General features: G+C 62.7%; 26 protein-coding genes. 5 read left to right on the top strand and 21 right to left on the bottom strand.

Annotation, left to right across the window (positions count from 1 at the left end; genetic code table 11):
- Positions 1 to 58: 58 nt before the first annotated feature.
- From BM045_RS08090 to BM045_RS08060, 7 genes are all read right to left on the bottom strand, one after another.
- Positions 59 to 517, bottom strand: a complete 459-nt coding sequence (locus BM045_RS08090) for a molybdenum cofactor biosynthesis protein MoaE (RefSeq protein WP_092181968.1) — start codon at positions 515 to 517, stop codon at positions 59 to 61.
- Positions 507 to 758, bottom strand: a complete 252-nt coding sequence (gene moaD, locus BM045_RS08085) for a molybdopterin converting factor subunit 1 (RefSeq protein ID WP_092181965.1) — start codon at positions 756 to 758, stop codon at positions 507 to 509. The genes BM045_RS08090 and moaD overlap by 11 nt, the downstream gene beginning before the upstream one ends.
- Positions 755 to 1,321 (bottom strand): CDP-diacylglycerol--glycerol-3-phosphate 3-phosphatidyltransferase, encoded by a 567-nt coding sequence (pgsA, locus tag BM045_RS08080; protein ID WP_092181962.1) that lies wholly within the window; start codon positions 1,319 to 1,321, stop codon positions 755 to 757. The genes moaD and pgsA overlap by 4 nt, the downstream gene beginning before the upstream one ends.
- 189 nt (positions 1,322 to 1,510) lie before the next feature.
- Entirely contained in the window at positions 1,511 to 2,587 is a 1,077-nt protein-coding gene (locus tag BM045_RS08075) for a 3-deoxy-7-phosphoheptulonate synthase (RefSeq protein WP_092181960.1), read from the bottom strand.
- 303 nt (positions 2,588 to 2,890) lie between these two features.
- Positions 2,891 to 3,244 carry a YciI family protein gene (locus BM045_RS08070; RefSeq protein ID WP_092181957.1) on the bottom strand — a complete coding sequence of 118 codons (354 nt, stop codon included), beginning with the start codon at positions 3,242 to 3,244 and terminating at the stop codon, positions 2,891 to 2,893.
- Positions 3,245 to 3,302: 58 nt separating this feature from the next.
- Positions 3,303 to 5,183 carry an excinuclease ABC subunit UvrC gene (gene uvrC / locus BM045_RS08065; protein ID WP_092181954.1) on the bottom strand — a complete coding sequence of 627 codons (1,881 nt, stop codon included), beginning with the start codon at positions 5,181 to 5,183 and terminating at the stop codon, positions 3,303 to 3,305.
- A complete protein-coding gene (locus tag BM045_RS08060) occupies positions 5,180 to 5,962 on the bottom strand; it encodes an SDR family oxidoreductase (RefSeq protein ID WP_092181951.1) in 783 nt (260 codons plus the stop codon). The genes uvrC and BM045_RS08060 overlap by 4 nt, the downstream gene beginning before the upstream one ends.
- A 188-nt stretch (positions 5,963 to 6,150) precedes the next feature.
- Here BM045_RS08060 and BM045_RS08055 point away from each other — a divergent pair, with 188 nt between their 5' ends.
- Together BM045_RS08055 and BM045_RS08050 are read left to right on the top strand one after the other, a co-directional pair.
- The gene (locus tag BM045_RS08055; protein ID WP_092181948.1) at positions 6,151 to 6,483 is read left to right on the top strand and encodes a hypothetical protein; all 333 of its coding nucleotides are present in this window, start codon (positions 6,151 to 6,153) and stop codon (positions 6,481 to 6,483) included.
- A 54-nt stretch (positions 6,484 to 6,537) separates the two neighbouring features.
- A complete protein-coding gene (locus BM045_RS08050; protein ID WP_092181945.1) occupies positions 6,538 to 7,455 on the top strand; it encodes a DMT family transporter in 918 nt (305 codons plus the stop codon).
- 55 nt (positions 7,456 to 7,510) lie between these two features.
- On the opposite strand, the gene BM045_RS08045 is transcribed toward BM045_RS08050, so the two are convergent.
- The 4 genes from BM045_RS08045 to BM045_RS08030 form a co-directional block, all read right to left on the bottom strand.
- Entirely contained in the window at positions 7,511 to 7,906 is a 396-nt protein-coding gene (locus tag BM045_RS08045) for a DUF2177 family protein (RefSeq protein WP_244522926.1), read from the bottom strand.
- Between the two features lie 56 nt (positions 7,907 to 7,962).
- On the bottom strand, positions 7,963 to 8,451 hold the full coding sequence (locus tag BM045_RS08040) for a pyridoxamine 5'-phosphate oxidase family protein (RefSeq protein ID WP_092183151.1): 489 nt from the start codon (positions 8,449 to 8,451) through the stop codon (positions 7,963 to 7,965).
- 344 nt (positions 8,452 to 8,795) lie between these two features.
- A complete protein-coding gene (locus tag BM045_RS08035; protein ID WP_092181939.1) occupies positions 8,796 to 9,272 on the bottom strand; it encodes an SH3 domain-containing protein in 477 nt (158 codons plus the stop codon).
- 107 nt (positions 9,273 to 9,379) lie between these two features.
- Positions 9,380 to 9,802: a MarR family winged helix-turn-helix transcriptional regulator gene (locus BM045_RS08030; RefSeq protein ID WP_092181935.1), complete on the bottom strand. Its 423-nt coding sequence runs from the start codon at positions 9,800 to 9,802 to the stop codon at positions 9,380 to 9,382.
- A 145-nt stretch (positions 9,803 to 9,947) separates the two neighbouring features.
- Between BM045_RS08030 and BM045_RS08025 the strand changes: the two genes are divergently transcribed.
- The 3 genes from BM045_RS08025 to hemH all read left to right on the top strand — a co-directional run bounded on the left by BM045_RS08025 (position 9,948) and on the right by hemH (position 13,637).
- Complete coding sequence (locus BM045_RS08025; protein ID WP_092181932.1) at positions 9,948 to 10,847, top strand: LysR family transcriptional regulator; 900 nt, start codon at positions 9,948 to 9,950, stop codon at positions 10,845 to 10,847.
- An 18-nt stretch (positions 10,848 to 10,865) separates the two neighbouring features.
- On the top strand, positions 10,866 to 12,530 hold the full coding sequence (locus BM045_RS08020; RefSeq protein ID WP_092181930.1) for a HoxN/HupN/NixA family nickel/cobalt transporter: 1,665 nt from the start codon (positions 10,866 to 10,868) through the stop codon (positions 12,528 to 12,530).
- 81 nt (positions 12,531 to 12,611) lie between these two features.
- A complete protein-coding gene (gene hemH, locus BM045_RS08015) occupies positions 12,612 to 13,637 on the top strand; it encodes a ferrochelatase (RefSeq protein ID WP_092181927.1) in 1,026 nt (341 codons plus the stop codon).
- A 165-nt stretch (positions 13,638 to 13,802) separates the two neighbouring features.
- On the opposite strand, the gene BM045_RS08010 is transcribed toward hemH, so the two are convergent.
- The 10 genes from BM045_RS08010 to BM045_RS07965 form a co-directional block, all read right to left on the bottom strand.
- Positions 13,803 to 14,528, bottom strand: coding sequence for a FadR/GntR family transcriptional regulator (locus BM045_RS08010; protein ID WP_139198754.1), 726 nt, complete (start codon positions 14,526 to 14,528; stop codon positions 13,803 to 13,805).
- Between the two features lie 58 nt (positions 14,529 to 14,586).
- Positions 14,587 to 15,789, bottom strand: a complete 1,203-nt coding sequence (locus BM045_RS08005) for an aminotransferase class V-fold PLP-dependent enzyme (protein WP_092181923.1) — start codon at positions 15,787 to 15,789, stop codon at positions 14,587 to 14,589.
- 1 nt (position 15,790) lies between these two features.
- A complete protein-coding gene (locus tag BM045_RS08000) occupies positions 15,791 to 16,681 on the bottom strand; it encodes an ABC transporter permease (protein ID WP_092181920.1) in 891 nt (296 codons plus the stop codon).
- On the bottom strand, positions 16,678 to 17,607 hold the full coding sequence (locus tag BM045_RS07995; protein ID WP_092181917.1) for an ABC transporter permease: 930 nt from the start codon (positions 17,605 to 17,607) through the stop codon (positions 16,678 to 16,680). The genes BM045_RS08000 and BM045_RS07995 overlap by 4 nt, the downstream gene beginning before the upstream one ends.
- Before the next feature lie 10 nt (positions 17,608 to 17,617).
- Positions 17,618 to 19,372, bottom strand: coding sequence for an ABC transporter ATP-binding protein (locus BM045_RS07990; RefSeq protein ID WP_092181914.1), 1,755 nt, complete (start codon positions 19,370 to 19,372; stop codon positions 17,618 to 17,620).
- 64 nt (positions 19,373 to 19,436) lie between these two features.
- Positions 19,437 to 21,041 (bottom strand): peptide ABC transporter substrate-binding protein, encoded by a 1,605-nt coding sequence (locus BM045_RS07985; RefSeq protein ID WP_170848434.1) that lies wholly within the window; start codon positions 21,039 to 21,041, stop codon positions 19,437 to 19,439.
- A gap of 233 nt (positions 21,042 to 21,274) precedes the next feature.
- On the bottom strand, positions 21,275 to 21,628 hold the full coding sequence (locus BM045_RS07980; protein ID WP_092181908.1) for an SH3 domain-containing protein: 354 nt from the start codon (positions 21,626 to 21,628) through the stop codon (positions 21,275 to 21,277).
- Between the two features lie 351 nt (positions 21,629 to 21,979).
- On the bottom strand, positions 21,980 to 22,339 hold the full coding sequence (locus BM045_RS07975) for a hypothetical protein (RefSeq protein ID WP_092181905.1): 360 nt from the start codon (positions 22,337 to 22,339) through the stop codon (positions 21,980 to 21,982).
- 72 nt (positions 22,340 to 22,411) lie between these two features.
- Positions 22,412 to 22,606 carry a hypothetical protein gene (locus BM045_RS07970; RefSeq protein WP_092181902.1) on the bottom strand — a complete coding sequence of 65 codons (195 nt, stop codon included), beginning with the start codon at positions 22,604 to 22,606 and terminating at the stop codon, positions 22,412 to 22,414.
- A gap of 777 nt (positions 22,607 to 23,383) precedes the next feature.
- Positions 23,384 to 23,890 (bottom strand): pyridoxamine 5'-phosphate oxidase family protein, encoded by a 507-nt coding sequence (locus BM045_RS07965; RefSeq protein WP_092181899.1) that lies wholly within the window; start codon positions 23,888 to 23,890, stop codon positions 23,384 to 23,386.
- Positions 23,891 to 24,491: the final 601 nt, after the last annotated feature.

Genomic DNA, 24,491 nt, shown 5'->3' with positions numbered 1-24,491 from the left:
TGAAGTTACAGTAGAGAGTCAAGAAGCCGGGCCGGAAGGTCCGGCTTTTTAGTTTGGGTTATTCCCAGCGTGCCTTTGCCGCGTCGTCGGCTTCCTTGGCTTCCACCCAATGCGTCCCGTTCGGCCCGGTCTCCTGTTTCCAGAACGGCGCGTCGGTCTTGAGGTAATCCATGAGGAATTCAGCGCCCTTGAAGGCGGCGTCACGATGGGGGGAGAGGGTCATGACCTGGACGATGGGCTCGCCAGGGCCGAGCCTGCCGTAGCGGTGGATCACCGTAGCGGCGAGGAGGCCGAAGCGGGCGTTGGCTTGCTCGACGATTGCTGTGAGCTGGTTGATGGCGAGCTCGGGATAGCATTCGAGGGTGAGGGCGGTGATCGGGTCGTCGGGCTTGGAGCGGACGACGCCGGTAAAGGTCACGGCAGCGCCGGCGCCATTGCCGGCCGCAAGGAAGGCGTTGGTTTCGGCGCCTGGGTCAAAGCTGTCGGTTGAGACGCGGACACTCATCTCAGCCACCAGTCATGGGCGGGAAGAGGGCGACGGTTTTTGCGCCGATGATAGAGGCTTCGGGTTTCACCAATCTCGCGTCGACGGCGGCCTTGATCAGCGCGCGTTTTTCGACGGCATGGGCGAAAGCCTCGTCGCGGCTGGCGAGCCAGTCGATCAGGTCGGCCACGGTTGCGACCTCGGCGGGCGGCGATACCTCTTCCTCGCCGCGATTGAGGCGTTCGCGCAACCAGGCGAAGTAGAGCACTTTCATTTGGGGTCTTCGACCAGATGGGGCCAGCTGGCGCGCAGATATTGGAAGCCGGTCCAGACGGTCAGGATGCCGGCGGTCCAGAGCAGGATATCGCTGACGAGGCCAAGCGCAGGGACCGGGCGTTCGAGCAGGACCACGGCGAGGGCGACCAATTGCAGCGTGGTCTTCCACTTGGCGAGCGGGGTGACTTTGAGCACGACCTTGGTCTGGCCGAGAAATTCGCGCAGGCCGGGAATGAAGAATTCGCGGAACAGGATGGCCGAGACGGGGATCATGTCCCAGGCGGAGAAGCTGCCATCCCAGGCCAGTGCAGCGATGAGGATGCCGACAAGCAGCTTGTCGGCGATCGGGTCGAGCATCCGGCCGAAGGGCGAATACTGGTTCCAGGCGCGGGCGAGATAGCCATCGATCCAGTCGCTGGCGGCGGCAATGACATAGATCACCAAAGCGATGATGCGGAGGGTGGGGTCACCCTGCATCACCAGCCAGACGATCGGAATAATCGCCGCGATGCGGGCGATGGTGATGATGTTCGGAACGAGCGTGAGCGGGTTTCTGGCCATGCTCGGACAGAACAGGAATGGGCGGGAGGGGTCAAGAGGAACGGCGAAGAAGCGTTTCTGTAGGATAACCCCACCTAGCCTCCCCCTGATAGGGGGAGGAATCCGCGCGGTGCTTCTGGCAATATGCTGCCGCAAGCTGGATCAGCTCCTCCCCCTTTTCAGGGGGAGGTTGGGTGGGGGTATTCTTTCTTACGCCACAGCCTGATTGGTCACGGCCCGGCGCGCGGTAACCGACTCGGCCAAGGCTTCCAGCGCCGTCACCGTGGTTGCCCAGTCGATGCAGCCGTCGGTGATGGACTGGCCGTAGACGAGTTCCTGGCCCTCGACGAGGTCCTGGCGGCCGGCCACGAGGTTGGATTCGACCATGACGCCGATGATGCGCTTGTCGCCGGCGGCGAGCTGATGGCCGATATCGGCGAGGACCAGCGGCTGGTTCTCCGGGTTTTTTGAGGAATTGGCGTGGCTGGCGTCGATCATGATGCTGGGTGCCAGGCCCGACTTTTCGGCAGCCTTGGCAGCGGCATCGACGCTGGCTGCGTCATAGTTGGTGGCCTTGCTGCCGCCGCGCAGGATGATGTGGCAGTCCTCATTGCCGGTGGTGGCGGCGATGGCGGAGCGGCCGTCCTTGGTGACGGCGAGGAAATGGTGCGGCTGGCTGGCCGAGGCGACGGCGTCGAGGGCGATCTTGACGTTGCCATCGGTGCCGTTCTTGAAGCCGACCGGGCAGGAGAGGCCAGAGGCCAGCTCGCGGTGGATCTGCGACTCCGTCGTGCGGGCGCCAATGGCGGCCCAGGAGACGAGGTCGGCAATGTATTGCGGCGTCGTCATGTCGAGGAATTCGCAGGCGGCTGGCAGGCCTAGATTGTTGATGTCGAGCAGCAGGGCGCGCGCGGTGTGCAGGCCGGTGTCGATGTCGAAGCTGCCATCGAGATTGGGGTCGTTGATCAGGCCCTTCCAGCCGACCGTGGTGCGTGGCTTTTCGAAGTAGACGCGCATGATGATTTCTAGGCGATCACCAAGCTGTTCGCGCAGGGCGACGAGGCGCTTGGCGTAATCCATTGCGGCCTTGGGATCGTGGATCGAGCAGGGACCAACCACCACGACGAGGCGGTCATCGATGCCGGCCAGGATATTGTGAACGTCGTGGCGGGAGGAGATCACGGTCTTGGTGGCGGCATCGGTGCGCGGATGCTGGCGCATGACCTCGATCGGCGTGGTCAGCGGTTTGATGGCGGTGATGCGAAGGTCGTCGGTGGATTTGAGCATTGTGTCCTCGGGAGCTTTTTGGGGGTCGAGGGGCACAAAAAAACCGCCTCGAATGTTCGGGCGGTGGGCTTCGGGTTTGGTCGTAATCCTGGAAGATCAGATCAAGCGCGCGGTAGCCTCCGCCGGATGCGGATAGCTAAAGTACCAAAACGAGTAGGTGGCGACGTTGATCATGTGCAGAGATGTAGCGCGGGATTTGCGGGTTGTCGACTCCGACTTTTGGACAACCCCGAGACGTCCACAAACTCGATGTCATCCCGGCTCAAGGCCGGGATGACATCGTGGGTGTAGAGGCTGCGGTGGTCAGCCCGGCATCTCAAACACATGCAGCTGCTGGATGGCGATCTGGCCTTCCCATTCCGGCCAGTGCTGGCGGTGCAGGTCGGCGAAGCGTTCGGCCCAGGTGACGGCTTCGGCTTCGGAGGCCAGTTCGTAGACGGCATAGCCGCCGACCAGTTCCTTGCTCTCGGCGAAGGGGCCGTCGGTGACGACCTGCTTGCCGCGCACGCGAACCGTGGCGGTGTCGGACATGCCGCCATTCTCGACCATGCGGGCGCCGGCTTCCATGCCGAGCTGCATGATGGCCTGCATCAGAGCGGGCGGTGGCGCGCCGACCTCGGCTGGATTGGTAGTGGTGACGAAGGTGATGAACTTCATGGCGTTCTCCGGTGTTCATCGGGACGACGAGTGAAGCTGCGCGGTTTCGACAGAACGATCAGGTCCTGTTGAAATGATCGTACACCAGCTGGGCCATGGCCTTTGAAATCGTTGGCACGGCTTCAAGATCGGTCAGCGAAGCGCGGCCGACCGCCTTGGCCGAGCCGAAGTGGTTGAGCAGCGCGCGCTTTCTCGTTGGGCCGATGCCGTCGATTTCGTCGAGCGGGTTCTTGATCTGCTCTTTCTTGCGCTTGGCGCGATGGGTGCCGATGGCGAAGCGGTGGACTTCGTCGCGCAGGCGCTGGACGTAGTAGAGGACGGGGTCGCGATGGGGCAGCATGAAGGCCTCGCGGCCTTCCATGAAGAATTTTTCGCGGCCGGCGTCGCGCTCCTCGCCCTTGGCGATTCCGATGAAGATTACTTCCTTGGGCAGGTTGAGTTCGGCGATGACGCCGCGCACGGCGCTCATCTGGCCGGCACCACCGTCGATGAAGACGACGTCAGGCCAGTCGGGCATGCCGGTATTGTCGTCCTCTGCATCCTCCTCGCTCTCGTTGACGAGGCGGGTGAAGCGGCGGGTGAGCACTTCGCGCATCATGCCGAAGTCGTCCCCAGCGACGATGTCGGATTTGATGTTGAAGGTGCGATAGTGCTTTTTGGAAAAGCCTTCCTCGCCGGCCACCACCATGGCGCCAACCATATTGGTGCCGGAGATATGCGAGTTGTCATAGGCCTCAATGCGGCGCGGGACTTCTTCCAATCCAAAGGTCTCGGCTACGCCCTCCAGCAAAGTGCGATTGCTGGCGCCTTCGGCGAGCTGGCGGCCGAGCGCTTCGCGGGCATTGTTGAGAGCGTGGTTGACCAGATCGCGCTTTTCGCCGCGCTTGGGCTGTTCGATATAGACGCGGCGGCCGGCGCGGGTGGAAAGCGCTTCTTCCATGACCTCGGGCTCGGCCAGGTCGTGGCTGATCAGGACCAGGCGGGCCGGGGTGCGGTTTTCGTAGAACTGGCCGATGAAGGCTTCCAGCACTTCGGCATCGGTGAGGGTGGAATCGGCGCGCGGGCGATAGGGGTAATTGCCCCAGTTCTGGAAGGCGCGGAAGAAGAAGACCTGGACGCAGAACTGGCCGCCTTCGTGATGGATGGCGAAGACGTCGGCCTCTTCCACCGATTTGGCGGTGGCGTCGCCCTGCGACTGGACGAGGGCCAGGGCCCCGAGGCGGTCGCGGATCAGGGCGGCGCGTTCGAAATCGAGCTGTTCGGCGGCGGTCTGCATATCGGCCTGCAGGTGATTGCGCACGGCGCTGGACTTGCCGGAGAGGAACTGGCGGGCGTCTTCCACCAGTTCGGCATAGCCTTCGAGGCTGATCTCGCGGGTGCAAGGCGCAGCGCAGCGCTTGATCTGGTGCTGCAGGCAGGGGCGGGTGCGGGCAGCGTAGAAGCTGTCCGAGCAATTGCGCAGCAGGAAAGCCTTTTGCAGGCTGGCAATAGTGCGGCCGACGGCGGTGGCGGAGGCAAAGGGACCGAAATAGTGGCCCTGGCGGCGACGGGTGCCGCGATGCTTGGTCAGCTCGGGCGCCTCGTGATCGGTGGCGATCAGGATATAGGGAAAGCTCTTGTCGTCGCGCAACAGCACGTTGAAGCGGGGTTTCAGCCGCTTGATCATATTGGCTTCGAGCAGCAGCGCTTCGGACTCGGTCTCGGTGCGCACGAATTCCATGGTCACGGTCGCCGCGATCATACGCTGCAGGCGGACCTCCAAGCCGTCGGGACGGGTATAGTTGGTGACGCGGGCCTTGAGGTTGCGCGCCTTGCCGACATACATGACCTCGCCGGCCGCATCGAGCATGCGGTAGACGCCGGGGGCGGCGGGCAGGGTGCGGACGAAGCTCTTGATGGCTTCGGGACCGCTGGGCGGGGATGTCGGGACGTCGCTCATGACCGGGGTGTCGGCTTGCTCTTGGGCAGATATTCGAGATGTTCGCCACCATCGAGGGCGAGCATCTGTCCGGTCATGGTCGGCGTATTGAGCAAGATTATGACGCCATCGGCAATGGCATCGGGGCCGGCATGGCGCTGCAGCGGCAGGGCCGCGACAGACCGGTCGAATTCGGCCTGGCTTTGGCGGGTGTGCGGTAGGACTGGACCGGGGCCGATGGCATTGACGCGGATGGCCGGCGCCAAGGACTGGGCCAGGGTGCGGGTCGCGGTCCAGAGTACGGATTTGGACAGGCTGTAGCTGAAATAGGCCGGCGTCGGATGCAGTACGCGTTCGTCGACGAGGTTGACGATATTGCCGTCCACGCCTGCGGGCAGCTGGTTGGCGAAGTCGCGGGCTAGAAAGATCGGCGCCTCGGCATGAATGGCGAAATGCTGGTCCCAATGGGCTTCGTCGACGTCGCGGGCGCTGTCAGGATCGAACACCGAGGCATTGTTGACCAGCACGGTAAGCGGACCGAAAAAGCCGGCGGCCTTGGCGACAAGCGCGGCGCGCTGCTTGCGATTGGCGAGGTCGGCCTTGAGCACTTCGGCCTGGCCGCCATTGTCGCGGATGTCTTTGCGCACGGCGCGGGCGCCTTCGGCATTGCCGCGATAGTGGATGACTACGGCATGGCCGGCCGCGGCGAGTTTCTTGGCGATAGCCGCGCCGATGCGATCGCTGGCGCCTGTGACGAGCGCAACGGAAATGGCAGGCGATGGGGCAGAACGATTCGTCATGATGGGCGTAGGACCTTGTGGCCGAACCTTATTCTGCTTCGGCACTGATCTTCAATGCTGGTCGGGGGTAACAGCCTCTCCTGACACATTCGGGCAGCAGGCTTGGCCTTTTGTTTTGCCGGCACCGGGCGTAGAGTTTTTGGGTCGCAGCAAGAGGATATGCGTGGCTTTGCGGACAGGAGACTGGCATGGAAGTCGTCGTGCCCATTCTGTTTCAACTTATCACGGGCGCTGCTGGCGGCAATGTCGTCGGGCAGATTGCGCATGGGCTAAACCTCGGCACCTTGGGCAATTCGCTGGTCGGGGCCGTGGGCGGGCTTGCCGGGGTCTGGCTGGCGGGCATGCTGCCGGGACTGGTGGCGCTGGTGGATGTGACGCCGGGGGCGCCGGGAACAGTGGGCAGCTTCGATCTTGGTGCGCTGGCCGGGCAGGGCGCCGTAGGGCTGGTCGGTGGCGGGGTGCTGACGGCTCTGGTCGGGCTGCTCAAGTCCGCTCTGGCCAAGCGCAGACCTTTGGGTTAGCGCTTTGGCGCTCCGCTCCGGGGCAATTCTCCAGCCTCGCGATTGCGCCCGCACATGACCTCCACGCCTCAAACCCGCACCGATAATGTCGGCCGGGCCATCTTGCTCACCATCGTCACCGTTGGCGTGTTTGGCGTGCAGGACGCCATGTCCAAGACGCTGATGCAGAATTATTCGCCGTTCCAGATCACCATGATGCGCTATTGGGGCTTTGCCCTGTTTTCGCTGTTTCTGGTGCTGCGGCAGGCACCGTTGAAGCAGGCGTTGCGCTCAAAGGTGCCGGTCTGGCAGGTGTTGCGCGGCTCGCTGCTGATCATCGAGATCTGGTTTTTCGCGCTGGCGCTGCAGCGGGTGCCGCTGGGGGAATTGCAGGCGATTTCGCTGGTCTATCCGCTGCTGGTCACGCTGTTTGCCATTCCGATCCTCGGCGAAAAGGTCGGGATTTTCCGCTTTGCCGCAGTGGGGGCGGGTTTTGCCGGCGCCCTGATCATTGTGCGGCCGGGCGGGCTGCCGCTGGATTGGGGCGTGGGTTTTGCTCTGATTTCGGCGACGCTTTACGCGATCTATATCGTCGTCACGCGCAAAGTCAGCGGCAAGGATAGTGCGACGACCAGCATGGCTTATACCGGGTTGATGGGCCTGTTGCTGTCGAGCACGGTCGGGGTGTTTCACTGGCAGGCCATGCCGTGGAGCGATTTGCTAGTGGTGCTGGCGATCGTGGTGACGACCTGCCTCGGGCATGGGCTGATGATTTTTGCCCTGTCGATGGCGCCGGCCAGCACGGTGCAGCCGTTCAACTATTTCTCGCTGCCCTGGGCGATTTTGCTGAGCGTGGTGATCTTCAACGACTGGATCGATCCGGTGTCGCTGGTTGGTGCGGGGATAGTGGTTGCGGCGGGGCTGGTTGTGATGGCGCGGGAGCGGATACGGAAAGTGCCGGTGCCAGATGCGGTGATGATGGATCGAGAGTGAGCGGCCGTTCGAAAGTGTAGAGCCCTCGGGTCAAGCCCGAGGGTGACGATCGGGGTCAGGCGAAGAATTTGCTGATCCACACGCCGCCTGCCGCTGTGGCGGCTGTCAGCGCCGTGCCCCAGGCCATGTCGACCATGGCGACGGCGGGGGTGAAGCCGTTGACGGTGGAGAGGTTGGTCAGGTCATAGGTGCCATAGGCGACGAAACCGAGGACAGCGCCGTAGATCAGGGCCTTGACCACATCGCCTTCAGCCGGGGCCGCGACCAGCGCAACCAAGCCAATGAGATAGGCGAGGTAGAACAGACCGGCGATGACGAGATTGGGATTGGGCAGCAGCAGGGCGCCGATTTCCTTCTGGTAGAAGGTTTTGCCCATGGTCGACAGCCAGATGAAGTCGAGCGGAAAGAAAATCACAGCGCAGGCTGCGTAGAGGATCAAATATTTGGTCACGATGCAGTCTCCGCGCCGGGATGATGCAGTTGATACGCATCATCCCGGCGGCTGGATCAGAGCGTGACCTTGGCGTTTTCGCCGATCTTGGGCGAGCGGCCGGTGACGGCAGCGGCCAGCATGGAAATTGTGGTCACGATGCGTCCGGGGCTGTCCCAAAGTTCGGCATCGGCGGGCACCAGCTTGATGACGCGGATGGCTGGATCTTCCGGGCTATCCCACCAGGCCTTGGCGAAGGGCGACCAGAGATCCTTGATCTTGGCGCGATCGTTCAGAATGGTCGCCTTGCCGGAGAGCGCCACATATTTGGACTTCTTGTGGTCGGCGAAGCTGACGCTGACATGGGGGAATTCGGCGATCTGATCGTCCTTTTCACCCGACACATCGGTGAGGAAATAGACGGCGCCTTCTTCCTTTTCGACCGTGGCGGCCAGTGGACGGGCACGCTGCTCGGCGCCATCCCAGGTGACGAACATGGCGATGCCGATGCGTTCGGCCAGTTCCCACACGCGGGCGACGTGGTCGTCGTGTTCCTTGCCGGTCATCGAGCTGTCGCGGGACTGTTTGTTGCCGGCCTTGGCGGTGGCACGCTTGGCGACCTTACTGGCCGTGGCTTTGGTGCTCGTCGGCTTGCTAGCGGCCTTGGCCTTCAAGGTCTTGGCGGCGCCGGCATTCGCTGCCGGCTTTTTCGCCGCGGCCGATTTGGCGACGGTTTTGGCCGGGGTCGCCTTGGTGGCGGTGCGGGCGGGTTTTTTGTCTTCGGTGGTCGTTGCTGCGGTTGCCATGAGCAAGTCCTTCCTCTGTTGGCAAACCAACGGGCCAGCACCGAGGAGGTTGCGTTGTTCCAGACAGGGAAACGCCGCCCCGAAGGGCGGCGTTGACGCTTGGCTTACTGGCCGACGCAGAAGTAACCGTTCGGGCCATTGAAGCAGACGCTGCCGCTATTGTCCGGATAGGGCAGGGGCTGCGGGCGTGGCGGACGCGGATTCCAGTGTGGTGGGCGCGGCGGACGCGGGGGATTGTAGACCGGCGGGCGACCCCAGCCTGGGCCGTTATCCCAGCCGGGACCATTGTCCCAACCCGGGCCATTATCCCAACCGCCGCCACGACCACGGTCGAGGTAATTGGCCGAGACCCAGCCGTCGGGGCCGCGCTTTTCGATATAGCACCAGCTGCCGCGGCACTGCACGACTTCGACCTGTTCGCCGCGCCGCAGCACGTCGACCTGCGCATAGCCGGTGCCGGGGCCGGAGCGGACGTTGACATTGCCGGTGGCATAGGCGGGAGCGGCAAATGCGGCGCCGGCCGTCGCCAGCAGCGCCATGGCTGCGAGGCCGCCTGCGATGAGTTTCTTACCCAGAGTCATTGTTGATCTCCTGTTGTCTGATCGGCATTGCTGCCTGTGACCCGGAGATAATCACCCTGCCGATGAACGGTACCTGAATGGCTTCTTCAGGTTGGTTCAGGAAGCAATCACAGCCGGAGCAGATCGACGAAACGCTTGAGACGGTCGCCGAGTTTCTTGCGCTGCTTGGGCTTGAGTTCGCCCATCAGAGCTTCCTCCAGCTGCGTCCAGTGATCGGCCAGGCCATTTCGGATGCGAACCCCGCGTTCGGTGAGGGCGATGCCGGGAGCGAGCTCGGGGCCGACGGCCTGGCGGGCGACAAGGCCGCGGTCGATCAGGCGGGAGAGGCGGGTGGTCAGCGAGACTTCGCTGAGGCCCAGTTCGGCGGCCAGTTCCATTTCGGTGGTGCCGGCGCGGCCCAGCTCGAACAGGATGGCATCGTCACCGGGTTCGAGCCCGCGTTCCAGCAAAGGCTGCAACAGCGCCTGATGCGCCAATTGCCCGGCTTCGATGAGCCGATAGAGCGTGGAACGGGATGAAGGTCTGGACATGGGCGGGAAAATAGTCCGAACTCCTCTGGCGCGTCGATTGGCCATCCCATCCTATCGTTAATCGTGGAGGGGCCAAGGCCCGTTATTGTTCACGAGACGCAGATGAGTTATGCGTTCATTACGATGATCCTGTGAACGGAACACCATGACGCAAGACCTCGCCCGGATTCGTGCTTTCGTTCAAGTGTTTGATTCAGGCGGATTTTCTGCGGCTGCCCGGCAGCATGGCCGCAGCAAGGCGCTGCTCAGCAAATATGTCACCGATCTCGAGGACTATCTCGGGGTGCGTTTGATGAACCGCACGACGCGCAAGCTCAGCCTGACCGAGGCCGGCGAAGCCTATTACCGGGAATCCAGTGCGCTGCTGCAGCAGCTCGACGATCTCGATGCGACGATCACCGACCAGACGGCCGAGCCGCGCGGCATGCTGCGGGTGTCGGCGCCGCGCAATTTCGGTGAATCCACGCTGGCGCCGGCGATCTACGAGTATCTCAAGAAATATCCCAAGGTGACCTTGGACCTGCGGCTGGAGGATCGCTATGTCGACCTCGTCGACGAGGGGATCGATGTCGCGCTGCGCATTTCGACGCTGGCCGATAGCTCACTGATCGCGCGCAAGATTGCCGACATGCATGTGGTGGTGGGGGCCGCGCCGGAGCTGTTGAAGCAGTTCGGCACGCCGAAACATCCCGAAGACCTGCGGCCATTGCCCTGCATCGTCGATGTGAACCTGCAGGGGCAGTCGAACTGGCGCTTTGTGGAAGATGGCAAGACCATATCCGTGCCGATCAATGGGCCGCTGCGGGTGAACTCGCCTCTGGCGGCGCGTACGGCGGCAATCATGGGTCTCGGATTTGTCGTATTGCCGTCCTATCTGGCGGAGCCGGCAGTGGCGCGTGGGGAGCTCGTTCCTGTGCTGTCCAGCTTTCTGCCGACGGGCCAGACGCTGCAGGCGGTCTATCCGCATCGGCGCCATCTGGCCGGCAAGGTGCGGGCGCTGATCGACCACCTGGTCGAGTGGTTTGCCACGCATCCTATTCACTAGGCGACGCTGGGGCTTGAAGTGACACTTCGCACGATCGGAACACGGCTGGCTGCCGGCGCGCTCGGCTTGCTGGCGCTGACGGCGCCGGCTTTGGCGCATCCGCATATTCTGATCGATGCCAAGGCGACGATTGTCTTCGACGGCAATGGCGCGGTCAGCGGGCTGCGGCATGAGTGGCGCTTCGATACGGCCTTTTCGGCCTGGATGATCCAGGGTCTGGACGTCAATGGTGACAAGGTGACCAGTCCCGAGGAGATGCAGGGGCTGGCTGACGAGAACATGGTCGGGCTGGCGGACTATGGTTTTTATACCTATGCCGGCGAGGGCGATGCGCAGATGGCGTTTACGCCGGTCGGTGACCAGCGCATGGCCTATGAAGACGGCCATGTGGTGCTGCGCTATTCGGTCAACGCGACGGCGCCGCTGCCGGTCACCGGGCGGTTCGAGCTGGCGGTCTATGACCCGGAATACTACGTGGCGATCGGCATTGCCGATGTCAGCGATGTGACGCTGGAAAATGCGCCGGACAGTTGCGCTGCCGTGGTTGAGCCGCCCAAGCCGATGAATCCGGCAGTGGAAGACCGGCTCTATGCGCTGGGGCCGGAAGTGCTGGAACTGCCGCCGGACCTGGCGGCAGCGATGCGCGGCACGCAGGGGCTGATCGCGGTGACCTGTGGTGATGTGCCGGTGGCGGCTGCCACTACGGCGCTCGATGCGGTGACGCAGGTGGCGGAAGCACGGCCGGCCATGCCGTTTGGTGGGCCGCCGCCCGAGGTTGGGCTCAACCTGCCGCGAACCGGATTTTTTGACTGGTTGCAGAACCAGCAGCGGGATTTCTATCATGCGCTGACGGCGTCGCTGGATGCCTTGCGCACCGACTGGACGGCCTTCTGGGTGCTGGGCGGCTTGAGTTTCCTTTACGGCGTGTTCCATGCCGCGGGGCCGGGGCATGGCAAGGTGGTGATTTCGTCCTACATGCTGGCCAATGAGACGCAGCTCAGGCGCGGGGTAACGCTGAGCGTGATCTCGGCGCTGCTGCAGTCGCTGGTGGCCATTGTCTTCGTTTTGATCGCGGCGGGCGTGCTGGGCATGACCAGCATTGCCATGGGCGATGCGGCGAACTGGATCGGCATCATCTCCTACGGCATGGTGGCGCTGCTCGGCCTGTGGCTGGTGCTGCGCAAAGTGTTCGGCTGGGGCCATCACCACCATCACGAGGACATGGCGCACAAGGCGCATGAGCATCTGCATGGGCATGACGAGCACGGTCATCACCATGATCACCACGCCCATGATCACCATCACGACCATGGCCATGGGCATGATAACCACGGCCATGCCCATGTGGTGACCCCAGAGGCAACCACGGGCAGCTTGCGCGAGCAGATCGGCGTGGTGCTGGCGGTGGGCATGCGGCCTTGTTCAGGCGCGCTGGTGGTGCTGGTGTTTGCGCTGTCGCAGGGGCTGTTGGCGGCGGGCATCGCGGCGGTGCTGCTGATGGGCCTGGGCACGGCGATCACCGTGTCGCTGCTGGCGACGATCGCGGTGACGGCCAAGGGCTTGGCAAAGCGGATCGGCGGCGTGGACAATCCGGTGACGGGCGCGGTGGTCTGGTGGGTGGAGCTACTGGGGGCAGTGGCGGTGCTGTGTTTTGGCGTGCTGCTGCTGATTGCGAGTTTGTAGCGCGACCCATCGCCGCCTTGCGGATGGCGGGCGAGCGAGTATGGTGCGGCCAAGCCTAGAATCCCTCCAAACTGGCGCCTCATGTCCGCTTCCAAACCTGCTGATCATCCCGTTGTAAAATCACCCAAAATCGGCGTCGTGCTGCTCAATCTGGGCACGCCGGACGGGACCGATTATTGGAACGTGCGCCGGTATCTGAAGGAATTCCTCAGCGATCCGCGCGTCATCGAGACGCCGAAATGGCTGTGGTGGCCGCTTCTCAATCTCGTGATCCTGAGCTTCCGGCCGCAAAAAAGCGGCCATGCCTATGCGCAGATCTGGGACAAGGACAAGAACGAGAGCCCGTTGCGGGTGATCACCCGCGACCAGACCGAAGCGCTGGCGCAGCGGCTGGCGGGCCATGACAATGTCATGGTGGATTTTGCCATGCGCTATGGAAATCCGTCCACCAAGAGCGTGCTGGAGAAGATGCAGCAGGCGGGATGCCAGAAGATCCTGCTGGTGCCGCTTTATCCGCAATATTCGGCGACCACGACGGCGACGGCCAATGACAAGGCTTTCGAGGCCCTGGCCGAGATGCGCTGGCAGCCGGCGGTGCGCACGGCGCCGGCCTATTTCGAGGATCCGAAATATATCGAGACCTTGGGCAATTCCATTCGTGATGGCGTCGCGGCGCTCGACTTCGAGCCGGACCTGGTGATCACCAGCTATCACGGCATGCCGGTTGAATATCTCGAGCGCGGCGACCCCTATCATTGCCAGTGTTTCAAGACGACGCGGCTGGTGCGGGAATATCTCGGCTGGGACAAGTCCAAGCTGATGGTGACCTTCCAGAGCCGGTTCGGGCCGACCAAGTGGCTGGAGCCCTATACCGACGTGACACTGGAAGCGCTGCCGGGCAAGGGCGTCAAGAAGGTGGCGATCCTGGCACCGGCCTTTTCGGCGGACTGTATCGAGACGCTGGAAGAGATCAACATGCAGGGCCGCGAGAGCTTCATGCATGCCGGAGGCGAGAAGTTTGCCTATATTCCGTGCCTCAATGCCAGCCCGGGTGGGATGGACATGATCGAGAATATGGTGCGTCGGGAATTGAGCGGCTGGCTCTGACCAGTCGCAATTCAGCTGATGCTGGCCTGCAAATACCAGTTTTCTGCGCTTCCGGTGCTCACGTACAGAACGTACGCTCCGCTCCGCTTCTCGAAAACTGGCATTTTCGGCTCAGCCTGAGCTGAATATCGACCGGTCAGGGTGCCTTACTGGGCCGCTAAAGTTTTAGGTCGCCCGGCCGCCTTCGATGATAGCTTTGACTTCCACTTCCACCGCATCGAGGATGGCGTTGATCGCCGCGACCGCGGCTGGCGCATCGCTGGCCAGGATGGCGTTGGCGAGGTCGCGGTGCATGGGGAAGGAGCCGAGGCCGAAGGCGTCGGCATTGAAGGGCGAGGTGCCCGAGCGTTCCAGCGCATGGTCGAGATTGCGCAGCAGCTGGCCATACATGGGATTGCCCGAGGCGTCGTAGATGGCGCCATGGAAGGCGTGGTCGGCCTTGCGCCAGGGGCGGCCGGCGTCGACATCATTGAGCAGCACGTCGCAGAGCTGAGCGATCTCCAGACGCTGCTTGGTCGTCGCGGCCAGCGTCGCCTTGCGGACCACGTCATTTTCGAGCGTGCGGCGGATTTCCATCAGACGGAGCAGGGCTTCGCCTTCGAGGCGGACCATCGTGGGGACGAGGCCGCGCGAGGTCTGCACCCGGGCCGAGAGATAGGTGCCGTCGCCGCGGCGGCGGCGGATGATGCCGAGGCCTTCCCAGCGGTTGAGCGCTTCGCGAATGGTGGAGCGGCCAACGCCGAGCGTCGCCGCCAGCGAGACTTCAGGCGGCAGGCGATCGCCGATCTTGAGGCCGGAGCGCTCGACCATGCTGGCCAGAGCATCAAGCACCGCCACCCCGCGGGTGCGGCTTTCGAGCGGCTCGAGATAGCTCAATGCCCCTTGTGTCACGCGTGTTTCCTCTCGGCGGCCTCAACAGTTCCAGCAACAACACAGTTCGGAGGATTTGTCAGCCTTGCGATGATTTTCGCGGTTGGGCCTTTAGGCTGAGCAGGTCGGTCAGCGCCTCGATCAGCAGGTCCATCTGCGGCTTGGAATTATAGCCCTGCACCGACAGGCGGCAGATGCAGGTGTCCTGCCATTTGAAGACCGGGATTTCGATGGCATATTTGTCGTAGAGGTCGAGCTTGAGCTGGTCGACGTCGCAGTCGGGGATTGGCATGGCGACCATTTGCGGGGCACAGAACTCCGGCGCGCTGAGCGGGGCGAGACCGGTGAGTTCACCGAGACGACGGGCGGTGTCCTGCGCCAGGGCCTGGCAATGCGTCTGGACGGCGGTCCAGTCATTGTCGCGGCGATAGTCGATGGCGGCGGTGACGGTCAGCCAGGGGGCGGGGTCGCGGGTGCCCTGGATTTCGATTTCGTCGATGAAGGGCGAATTGCCGAAGGCGCCCTTGGCGCCGGGCTCTTTCGAGTCCTTGGTCCAGCCATGGCTGATGACCAGCGGGTCGAGCAGGCCCTGCACTTCGGGGCGGGCATGGAGGAAAGCCGAACCCTTGGGCGACATCATCCACTTGTGGCAATTGCCGGAATAGAAATCGGCGCCGAGGGCGTCGAGGTCGAGCTTGATATGGCCGGGGGTATGAGCGCCGTCGATGACAGACCAGATGCCGCGCTTGCGGGCTTCGGCGATCGATCGTTCGATGGGGAAGAGCAGGGCGGTGGGGGAGGTGATATGGCTGAGGAAGAGAACCTTGGTGCGGTCGGTCATGCCTGCGATCACGGTGTCGGTGAACTGCTGCTCGGTCAGCAGCGGCATGGGCACCTTTACCACGACGATCTCGGCGCCGGTCTTGCGACAGACATAGGCCCAGGTTTTTTCCAGCGCCGAATATTCGTGGTCGGTGGTGAGGATCTGGTCGCCGGGCTGGAGGTTGAGCGACTGGGCGACGATGTTGAGGCCGGTGGTGGCATTGGTCAGGCCGACGATATCGTCGGGCGAGGTGCCCAGCTCCCCAGCCAGCGCAATGCGCGGCGCGCGCAACAGATCGGTCAGGCGGCGGCCGAGGAATTCCACCGGCTGGCCTTCGAGCTCGAGCTGCCAGTTCTGGTAGGCCTGGAACACCGGGCGCGGGCAGGCGCCGAAGGAACCGTGGTTGAGGAAGACGACATCCTCGCGAATGAGGAATTGCCGGGCAAGATTTTCGGACACGTCAGCGGCCTTTCAGGGTCGGGTCGAGGGCATCACGCAAGCCGTCGCCGAACAGCGTAGTCGCCAAAACGGTTATGGCGAGGGCGGCGGTGGGGAAGACGGCGAGATGCCAATAGAAGAACATGAAGTCGATGCCCTCGTTGATCATCTGGCCCCAGGTGGGCGTCGGTGGCGGAACGCCGATGCCGAGGAAGCTGAGGCTGGCTTCGAGCATCATGGCCAGGGGAATGGCGAGGACGAAGCCGACGATGATCGAGGAGATCGAATTGGGGATGAGGTGGCGGCGGATGATGTACCAGGGCGAGGCACCAAGGGCCTGAGCCGCGCGGACGAATTCTTTTTCGCGCAGGGCTTTCACCTGGGCACGGACCAAGAGGCAAACCTGGACCCAGCCGAAGAGAGCCGCGATGAGCAGGATGGTGAAATAGCCGCCGCGGGTGAGGGCGCCGAGCAACATGGCGGCCAGCAGGGGTGGCACCACCGAGAAGAGCTCGATGACGCGCATGATGAACCAGTCGGTTTTGCCGCCGAAATAGCCGGCGAGGGCGCCGAGCGGAATGCCGATCAGCACGGAGAATAGCGCGGCGGTGAAGCCGATGGTCAGCGAGACGCGGGCGCCATAGACGACGCGGGTGTAGAAATCGCGGCCGAGATTGTCGACGCCGAACCAGTGCTGTGCCGAGGGGAAGGCCAGGGCTTCGGCGAGGAAGCTCTGGGCATCGGGATTGGCCGGGGTGATCAGTGGCGCAAAGATTGCCATCAGGATCAGCAGGAGGAGTATTCCGCCGGCGACAATGGCGGCCTTGTTGCCGATGAAGCGCTGCCAGGCAAACCACAGCGGATTGCGCTGACGGTGGGCCGGTGGGGCGACGGGCGCGAGTTCGACGGTCATGGCGTACCTCCCACGCGGATGCGGGGATTGATCAGGGCGTAGACAATGTCGCTGAGCAGATAGGCGATGCAGTACATGAAGGTGATCATCAGCATCAGCGCCATTTCGAGCGGATAATCGCGGCCCTCGATGGAGGAGACGAAATAGGCGCCGAGGCCCGGCACACGGAACATGGCCTCGACGAAGATCGAGCCGGTGGCGGTGCCGATGAACATGGGCAGGAAGACGGTGACCAGCGGAATGGCCGAATTGCGCAGCACATGCTGGAAGACGATGCGACGCTCGGAAAGGCCCTTGGCGCGCAGCACGGTGACGAAGGGGCGGTTAAGCGTGTCGAGCATAGCCGAGCGGGTGTAGCGGGCATAGGTGGCAAGCGGGATCAGCGCATAGGCGGTGATCGGCAGGATCCAGCGCTCGGGCTTGCCCCAGCCGCTGGCGGGGAGCCAGTTGAGCCAGACGGCAAACACCAGGATCAGCAGCATCGAAGTGACGAAGACCGGAATGGTGAGGCCCAGCGTTGCCAGGGTCGAGGCGAGGTAATCGATCCAGGTGTTGCGATTGAGGGCCGCGGCCATGCCGAGCAGGATGCCGAGCGGGGCGCCAATCAGCACGCCGAGGCCGCCGAGCACGAGGCTGGGCACCCAGGCGCGGGAGAGCAGCTGGGTGACGGTTTCGCCGGGGCTCTGGTAGGGCACGCCGAAATCGAAATGCAGCACGCCCCACATGTAGCGCGTGTATTGCACCCAGAGCGGCTGATCGAGGCCAAGATTAGCCATCAGTTTTTCGCGGACGGCGGCCGAGACCGGCATGTCATTGGCGTCGAAGGGGCCGCCGGGGATGGCATGCATCATGAAGAAGATGATCAGCGACACCACGATGAAGGTGACTGCGACGGAGACGAGGCGGCGGAGGATGTAGAAGATCATGCTGGCCTCCTCATGTGGTCACGATCGCTTCGACGCGATGGTTGGGGGCGATGGTCACCAGTTGCGGGGTGGCATTGGGGGCGAGGCCGGTCTGGATCACGGTGTAGCGCGGGGTTTGCGCTTCGAGATCGGCGGCGGCGAGGAAGGTGCGCTCTCGCTTGTCGCGGGGATTGCTGGCCGGGATCGCGTCGAGCAGGGCGCGGGTATAGGGATGCTGCGGATCGGCGAAGATGGCGGAGGTCGGTGCCTGTTCGACGACGCGGCCGCGATACATGACGACCACAGAGTCGGTCAGCGATTTTACCGTCGACAGGTCGTGGCTGATGAAGAGGATGGAGAGGCCCATTTCGGCCTGCAGCTCTTTTAGAAGCCCGATGATCTGGGCCTTGACGGTGACGTCGAGTGCCGAGGTCGGCTCGTCGGCGACGAGGACTTTTGGACCCAGGATCAAGGCGCGGGCAATGGCGACGCGCTGGCGTTGTCCGCCGGAGAGTTCGTGGGCATAGCGATTGCCGAAAGAGCGCGGCAGGCCGACACGCTCGAGCCAGCCGAGGGCCTTTTCTGTCTGTTCCCGCGTGGTGCCGATGCCATGGATATGCAGCGGTTCGGCGATGATCTGAGTCAGCGTCATCATCGGGTCGAGGGCCGAATAGCTGTCCTGGAAGACGATCTGCATGCTGCGGCGATGCGATTTGAGCTGGTCGGGAGTCAGGCTGGTGATATCAACGCCGTCGACCAGGATCTGGCCGGAGCTGGGCTCGGTGAGGCGCATAGCCATCATGCCGGTGGTGGTCTTGCCCGAGCCGCTTTCGCCGACGAGACCGACAATGGAATTGCGCGGCAGGGTGATGTCGACCGGACGGACGGCGTGGAAATCGCCATAGCTGGTGAAAAAGCCGGAGCGGCGCTTGATGCGATAGGCCTTGGCGAGGCCGCGCAATTCAAGGGCCGGAGCAGCGGAGCCGTCACCGCGGCTCGGTTCGAATGTTGTTTGGAGGCTCGCGAGTAGGGTCCTAGTATAGGCGTGCTGCGGTGCATCGAAGATCTGCTGCACCGGGCCCTGTTCCATCACCTCGCCATTATACATGACCAGCACGCGATCGACGGTTTCGGCGATGACGCCGAGGTCGTGGGTGATCATGATCAGCGCCATGCCGAACTCGGCCTGCACCTTCTTGATCAACTGCAGGATCTGCGCCTGGATGGTGACGTCGAGCGCGGTGGTCGGCTCGTCGGCGATCAGCACTTTCGGACGGCAGGACAGGGCCATGGCGATCATGGCGCGCTGCAGCATGCCCCCGGACAGCTGGTGCGGATAATAGGTGAGAATGTCCTTGGCGTTCTTGATCTCGACGCGCAGCAGCAGCTGTTCGGCTTCGGCGAGGGCCTCGCGCTTGGATACCTTACGGTGCGACTGGATGGTTTCGGCGATCTGGTGGCCGATGGTGAAGACCGGATCGAAGGCAGTCATCGGGTCCTGGAAAATCATCGCAGCGGAGCGACCGCGCAGGCGGGCCAGGTCTTCCTTGTTGGCCTTCAGAACATCGACGCCGTCGAGCGTGATGGACTTGGCGCTGACCTTGGCCGTAGCCGGCAGCAGGCGGAGCAGGGCGCTGCAGGAGACGGATTTGCCGGAGCCGCTTTCGCCGACGATGCCGAGGCTCTCGCCTTCATTGACCGAAAAGCTGATGCCGCGCACCGCGTGGATCTCGCCGCCATATTGGCTGAAGCTGACCTTGAGATCTTGGATTTCGACAAGCGGCATGGGCAACCCGGGTTGGGAAACAAGAATACTCCCCGGCGTGACGCCGGGGAGTAGAATGCTTGGACTACTGCTTGGTTAGGTGCGTGAAGAAATAATGGCCGAGGCGGTCGAGCGGGGTGAAGCCCAGGGCATTGGGCTGCGCCGCGTCGCCACCGAGCTCGTCGGAGATGACGGCAATAGTGACCGGATGAACCAGCGGCACGATCAGGCCCTGATCGATCATGATCTGCTCGGCTTCGCCATAGAGCGTGAAGCGGGTGTCCCAATCGCTTTCGCTATCGGCCTTGGCGACCAGGGCATCATATTCGGGGATATGATAGCCGTGACGACCGCCATTATAGAAGATGCCATAGAAGTTCGACGGATCGAGATAGTCGTATTCGTACGGCGCGATGAAGATGTTGTTGGTTTTGTTGCGCAGGCCATCCATCCATTCGGCGCCCGGCAGGACGCGGATGTTCATGGTGACGCCCAGGACTTCCTTGAATTCGGCCTGGAGATACTGCGCCATGGCCGGGATGATGGCGCCGTTATAGCCACCCTCTTCGCGGTACCAGATCTCGATTTCCGGGAAGCCTTCGCCATTCGGGAAGCCGGCATCCACCATGAACTGCTTGGCCTTTTCAGGATCGAACACGGCCTCGGCGGCGATATCGGCATTGTAGCCGGGGTAGCCTGGGGGCAGGATCGAGCCGGCCGGGATGGCGATGTCCTTGAGAACGGTGGACGTCAGCTCGGCGCGGTCGACCGCATAGTAGAAGGCGCGGCGGACGTTGACGTCGTTGAACGGCTCGGAGTCGAGATCGTAGGAAATGTAGGAGGTGGCAAAGACGGCGTTCTTGCGGATGCCGTCCGGATAACGCTGGCTGGCGACCGGCACCTGGCCGGTGTTGAGGAAGGAATAGTCGGCATCGCCGGCGAGGAAGGCGGGCAGGCCGACTTCAGGTGCGCCGAGGGTTGGGTCGACCTCGAGGCGGTCGATCTGGGCCTGCCAGGGGCCGGTATAAGTTTCCGACTTGGTGAAGACGACGGAGTTGTTGGACTTTTCCCAGCTCTCGATCTGGAACGGGCCCGAGGAGACGATGGAGTCGACATTGACGGCCCAGTCATCGCCGAGTTCGTCGACCTTGTGCTTGGGCACCGGGTACCAGAGGCTGGTGACCGAGGGCAGATAGGGTTTGGGTGCGACGGTGGTGACTTCGATGGTCAGGTCGTCGACGGCCTTGAGGCCGAGGGTGGAAACGTCGGCAGTGCCTTCGGTGACTTCCTTCCAGCCCTTGATGCCGCCGGCGAAATCCCAGTACCAGGCAAAGTCATAGCCGGAAGTCGCGGCGCGCTGCAGGGCGAAGACATAGTCTTCGGCGGTGAGCGGTTCGCCGTCGGACCAGACGAGGCCCGGGCGCAGCTTGAAGGTCCAAGTGAGGCCGTCCTCGGACTGGCTCCAGCTTTCGGCCGCCATCGGCGTCAGCTCGAATTCCTTGTCGAAAGTGGCGATCGGCACCTGTAGCAATTCGGCGAAAGTGGCGCGGTCATAGACCGTCTTCATATAGTCCATATAGGTGCCGGACGTCGATTGTCCGGGCGCCACCACGGTGGTCTGCGCCAGTGCCGGCAGTGTCAGCGCCGTGGCGACAGCCAGTGCCCCGGCGATTTTCAGCAGTGCGTTCATTGCATTCCCTCCAATGCGAGCCATTTCCCCTCAGAAATCGGCCGATGCCATATGTCTGACAAATGGATTGGAGCTTGGCAAGCGCAGTGCAGGCAGGAATGCGTATTTTGGCGGCTGTGGAAAAGTGGTGGTCAGGAAATGGGCAGATGCCCCGTCCCGCGCCATTCGGGCGTAGCCCTCATGGCCTGGTTCACTCAATCGCTCCAGCGGAGCGATTTGCCCCTACGGGTCGCTTACCACCCAGGCCCCGCAAAGTCCGGTGGCGTGACGTTGACGAGGCCGCGGCCGACGATCTCGTCGCGGCGCACCCAGCCCACGTCGGGGATGCGGCACCATTGGGTGGCGTTGCGGCCGCGCAGGCCATAGCCGGCATCGCCGAAACTGCCGAAACGGCTGTCGCTATCGACCTGGGTGCATTCGTCGATCGGGATTTCCGTGCCATCGGCGACGCGACCGACAATGGCGGTGCTCTCATGCGGGCCGGCGTGAATGGCGATGTTACCGCCCGAGACGCGGGCGGTGATGGTCAGCGCCAAAGCGGGCGTGGTGGCAAGGCAGAGGGCGGCGAGAATGAGGGCGCGGCGCATGGGGAAAACTCCGTTCCCCCTGCAATGCGCCAGCCGGCGGGCGGTTTCAAGGCGTCACGAGACGCCGCACGGTCTGCCGACCTGCGGGTTCACGGTAACGGGCGGCCTTTGACTCGACCAGTTTAGTCTAGGGGAGCCAAAGGCCGCCCGTCACGATCCGCTTTTGCACAGGGTCCGGTTCAGGCGGTACCATTCTTGCAGGTCCGGCTGCCGAGTTTCCAACCCCACTGGACAGGCGCCCCCATCCCACGGTCACCCCGCCCGGTCCTGCGTCGGAACCGGTGACTGGCGAGGTGGGCTGATGATGCCATGCGGCCAGGGGGAGGTGGATAGATTTTCGCAGCGCCCCGGTCAGGTGCTCCCTATCGACATGGCCTTGCTGGATAAACTGACGCCGCCGCCGTCCTCCTTGAGGTGGGCATAGCGCTCCTCGAAGGCGGTGCAGCAAGTCGTCAGCCGGGCGACCAGCAGGACCAGGTCGGCATTGGTCAGCGGTGCGCTGGTATCGATCCGGCCGCTAAACGGCAGCCCCGGCTCACGACGATAGAGGCGAAAAGCCAGTTTGAGCGTGCGGTCGAGGGCGATCCGGCCCTCCAGGCCCAGCGTGCCGGCCGGCTTGGCGATCCGGGTGAGATAGTTCAGCGCGGCGACTTCGAGCGACAGACGGTTATAGGCCACGATAGCGCGTTGGCTGAGGTGCGGTTTGGTCATGCGGCGTCTCCGATGTGAAACCGGCAAGACTAACAGCGCTGGGCGGTCTGTGGATAAGCAGGACAGCCGGCGCTATTGGCGGATGGTGAGGGAATTGCTGTCGCGGATGATCACCAGTTCATAGGGCCGGCTCAGGCGGTAGCGGCCATATTCGGGTTCGAATTCGGCAAATTTGAAACCCGCCTCGGCCATCTGGCTGGCTTCGGCAAGCGTCAGGGACAGTTCGCGGGTGGTCCGGTTGGCAAGTTCGGTGGTGAAGCTGGGCATAGCGGGCTCGGTTCTTGATGTTCCTGTTTTGTTCTAAAATGGATTGGTGTCAGGAGTCTAGCGCGGGCTGATCACAAGTGGTGGGAAAGCAAGAGATGCAATTGAGAGTGATTTGCAAGACGAGAGGCGCGGAGGAGGGCGTCGGGGTGAGGCCGGGGGGCAGGAGAACGATAAGGCAGGAAGGGAGAGGAGGCAGGCGAGGCGGTTTTGGGGGCGGGGATAGATTTTGGGTTTTGTTGGTGAGGCAACGGGATGCGACCGTCACCCGAGGGTGACGGCCGTTGTACGGCCCTGTAGTTCACTGACAGTCCAGTCGACACCAGCCATTCGAACATAGCTCTCATGGCCTTCTCCGCTCAAATCGCTCCGCTGGAGCGATTTGCCTTCGGACGCTACGAAGCCCCTTGAGGGGAGGGATCAAGGGAGGGGGTAGGCACAGCCATTGAGCTTTTGGAAGGATACCCCCTTCCTGCTGGATCACGGACTTAGCGAAGGGCTAAGTCCTATCTCGCAACCAGCCACTCGAGCTTAGCTCTCATGGCCTTCTTGTCTTCAATCGCTCCACTGGAGCGATTGACCCTTCGGGACGACGCGAAGCCCTTCAAGGGGAGGGTGAAGATCGAGTATGCGGAACGTCGTGCCATTCGGCCATAGGCCGAATGGCCTTCTCGCCTAAATCAGCGCCACCGGCGCTGATTTGCCCTGCGGGCCGGTTCGAAGTGGGTTTGAAAGGCTCCACTGGAGCCTTTCATCCGCTGCGCGGACCACCTGCGAAGCCTACAAATCGACCTTGGCATTGTCGCCGAAATCGGGGGCATTGCCGGTGACGGCGGCGACGGCCATCTTGGCGAAGGCCACGGCGCGATTGGGGCTGTCCCAGAGTTCGCCATCCTCGGGCGACAGGGTGATGACGCGAATGGCGGGATCGTGCTCGTCCTCCCACCAGGCCTTGTCGAAATCGGTCCAGAGTTCCTTGATCAGGGCACGGTCATTGCTGAGCTTGGCCGGGCCGGACATGACGGCGTACTTATGGCCACCGGAATTGACCCAGGCGGCGGAGACGAAGGGGAATTTCTCGATCTGGGCGTTCTTTTCGCCCTCGGCATCGACCAGGAAATAGATGGCGTGCCGATCGCGATAGACGCGGGCCGACAGCGGCCGCGAGCGCTGGCGCTCACCGTCCCAGGTGGTGAACATGCAGATGTCGATATCTTTCGCCAAGTCCCAGATGCGGTCCTGAACTTCGGCGGGCGTCTTGTCGGAGTGGTCTTGTTGCTTGGTCATTTTGCCATGGTTCCTGCTGGTGGGGCAGGGTGAATGGCTGGGCGGGGCGGAGGTTGCGCGGGATATTTTTGCGGGCGGGGTGATCTAGTAGTAAGCCTACCGCGTCACACCAAATCTTAACAAGAGTGACTGCCAGAGGCATCCTGCCGGCCAGCCCCGAATTATTTCAGGTATTTGCCGCTGCCATTTAACTGAACGAAATTCGCAATTATCACGTCTTCTTGGCCGCAGGCTTAAGTGCGCGCGACCATAACCTTTATACGATTCATAATTCTATTAAGTGAGCAAAATTCCGCTGGTATCTGTTGCCGCTTGAATGAAAATATTGGGTACTTTAACGCAGCGTTTCGGACTCTTGCCGGTGCTGCGTGCTTCCAAAGCTATCGGTAGAAGCGTGGTCCACATCTTCATCCACGCTAGTGCTAGATGCGCGGATATCCTCAATGGCACAGGTAAGCCACTGTTGATAATTCTTCTCTGAAGACGTTACTATTCTATCAACCAACGACCCGAGTCTTTCGATGTTACTTTCGCGCATCTCGGCTTCCTTCCCAGAATCTATTACCATTTTGGTACCAGAATATTAACGGTTGGTTAAGAA

Origin of the sequence: Devosia sp. YR412 (genome assembly GCF_900110945.1) — a bacterium.
Lineage (GTDB): Bacteria > Pseudomonadota > Alphaproteobacteria > Rhizobiales > Devosiaceae > Devosia.
Note: the sequence above shows the minus strand (reverse complement) of the source record. Positions and strands in the feature narration are given on the sequence as shown.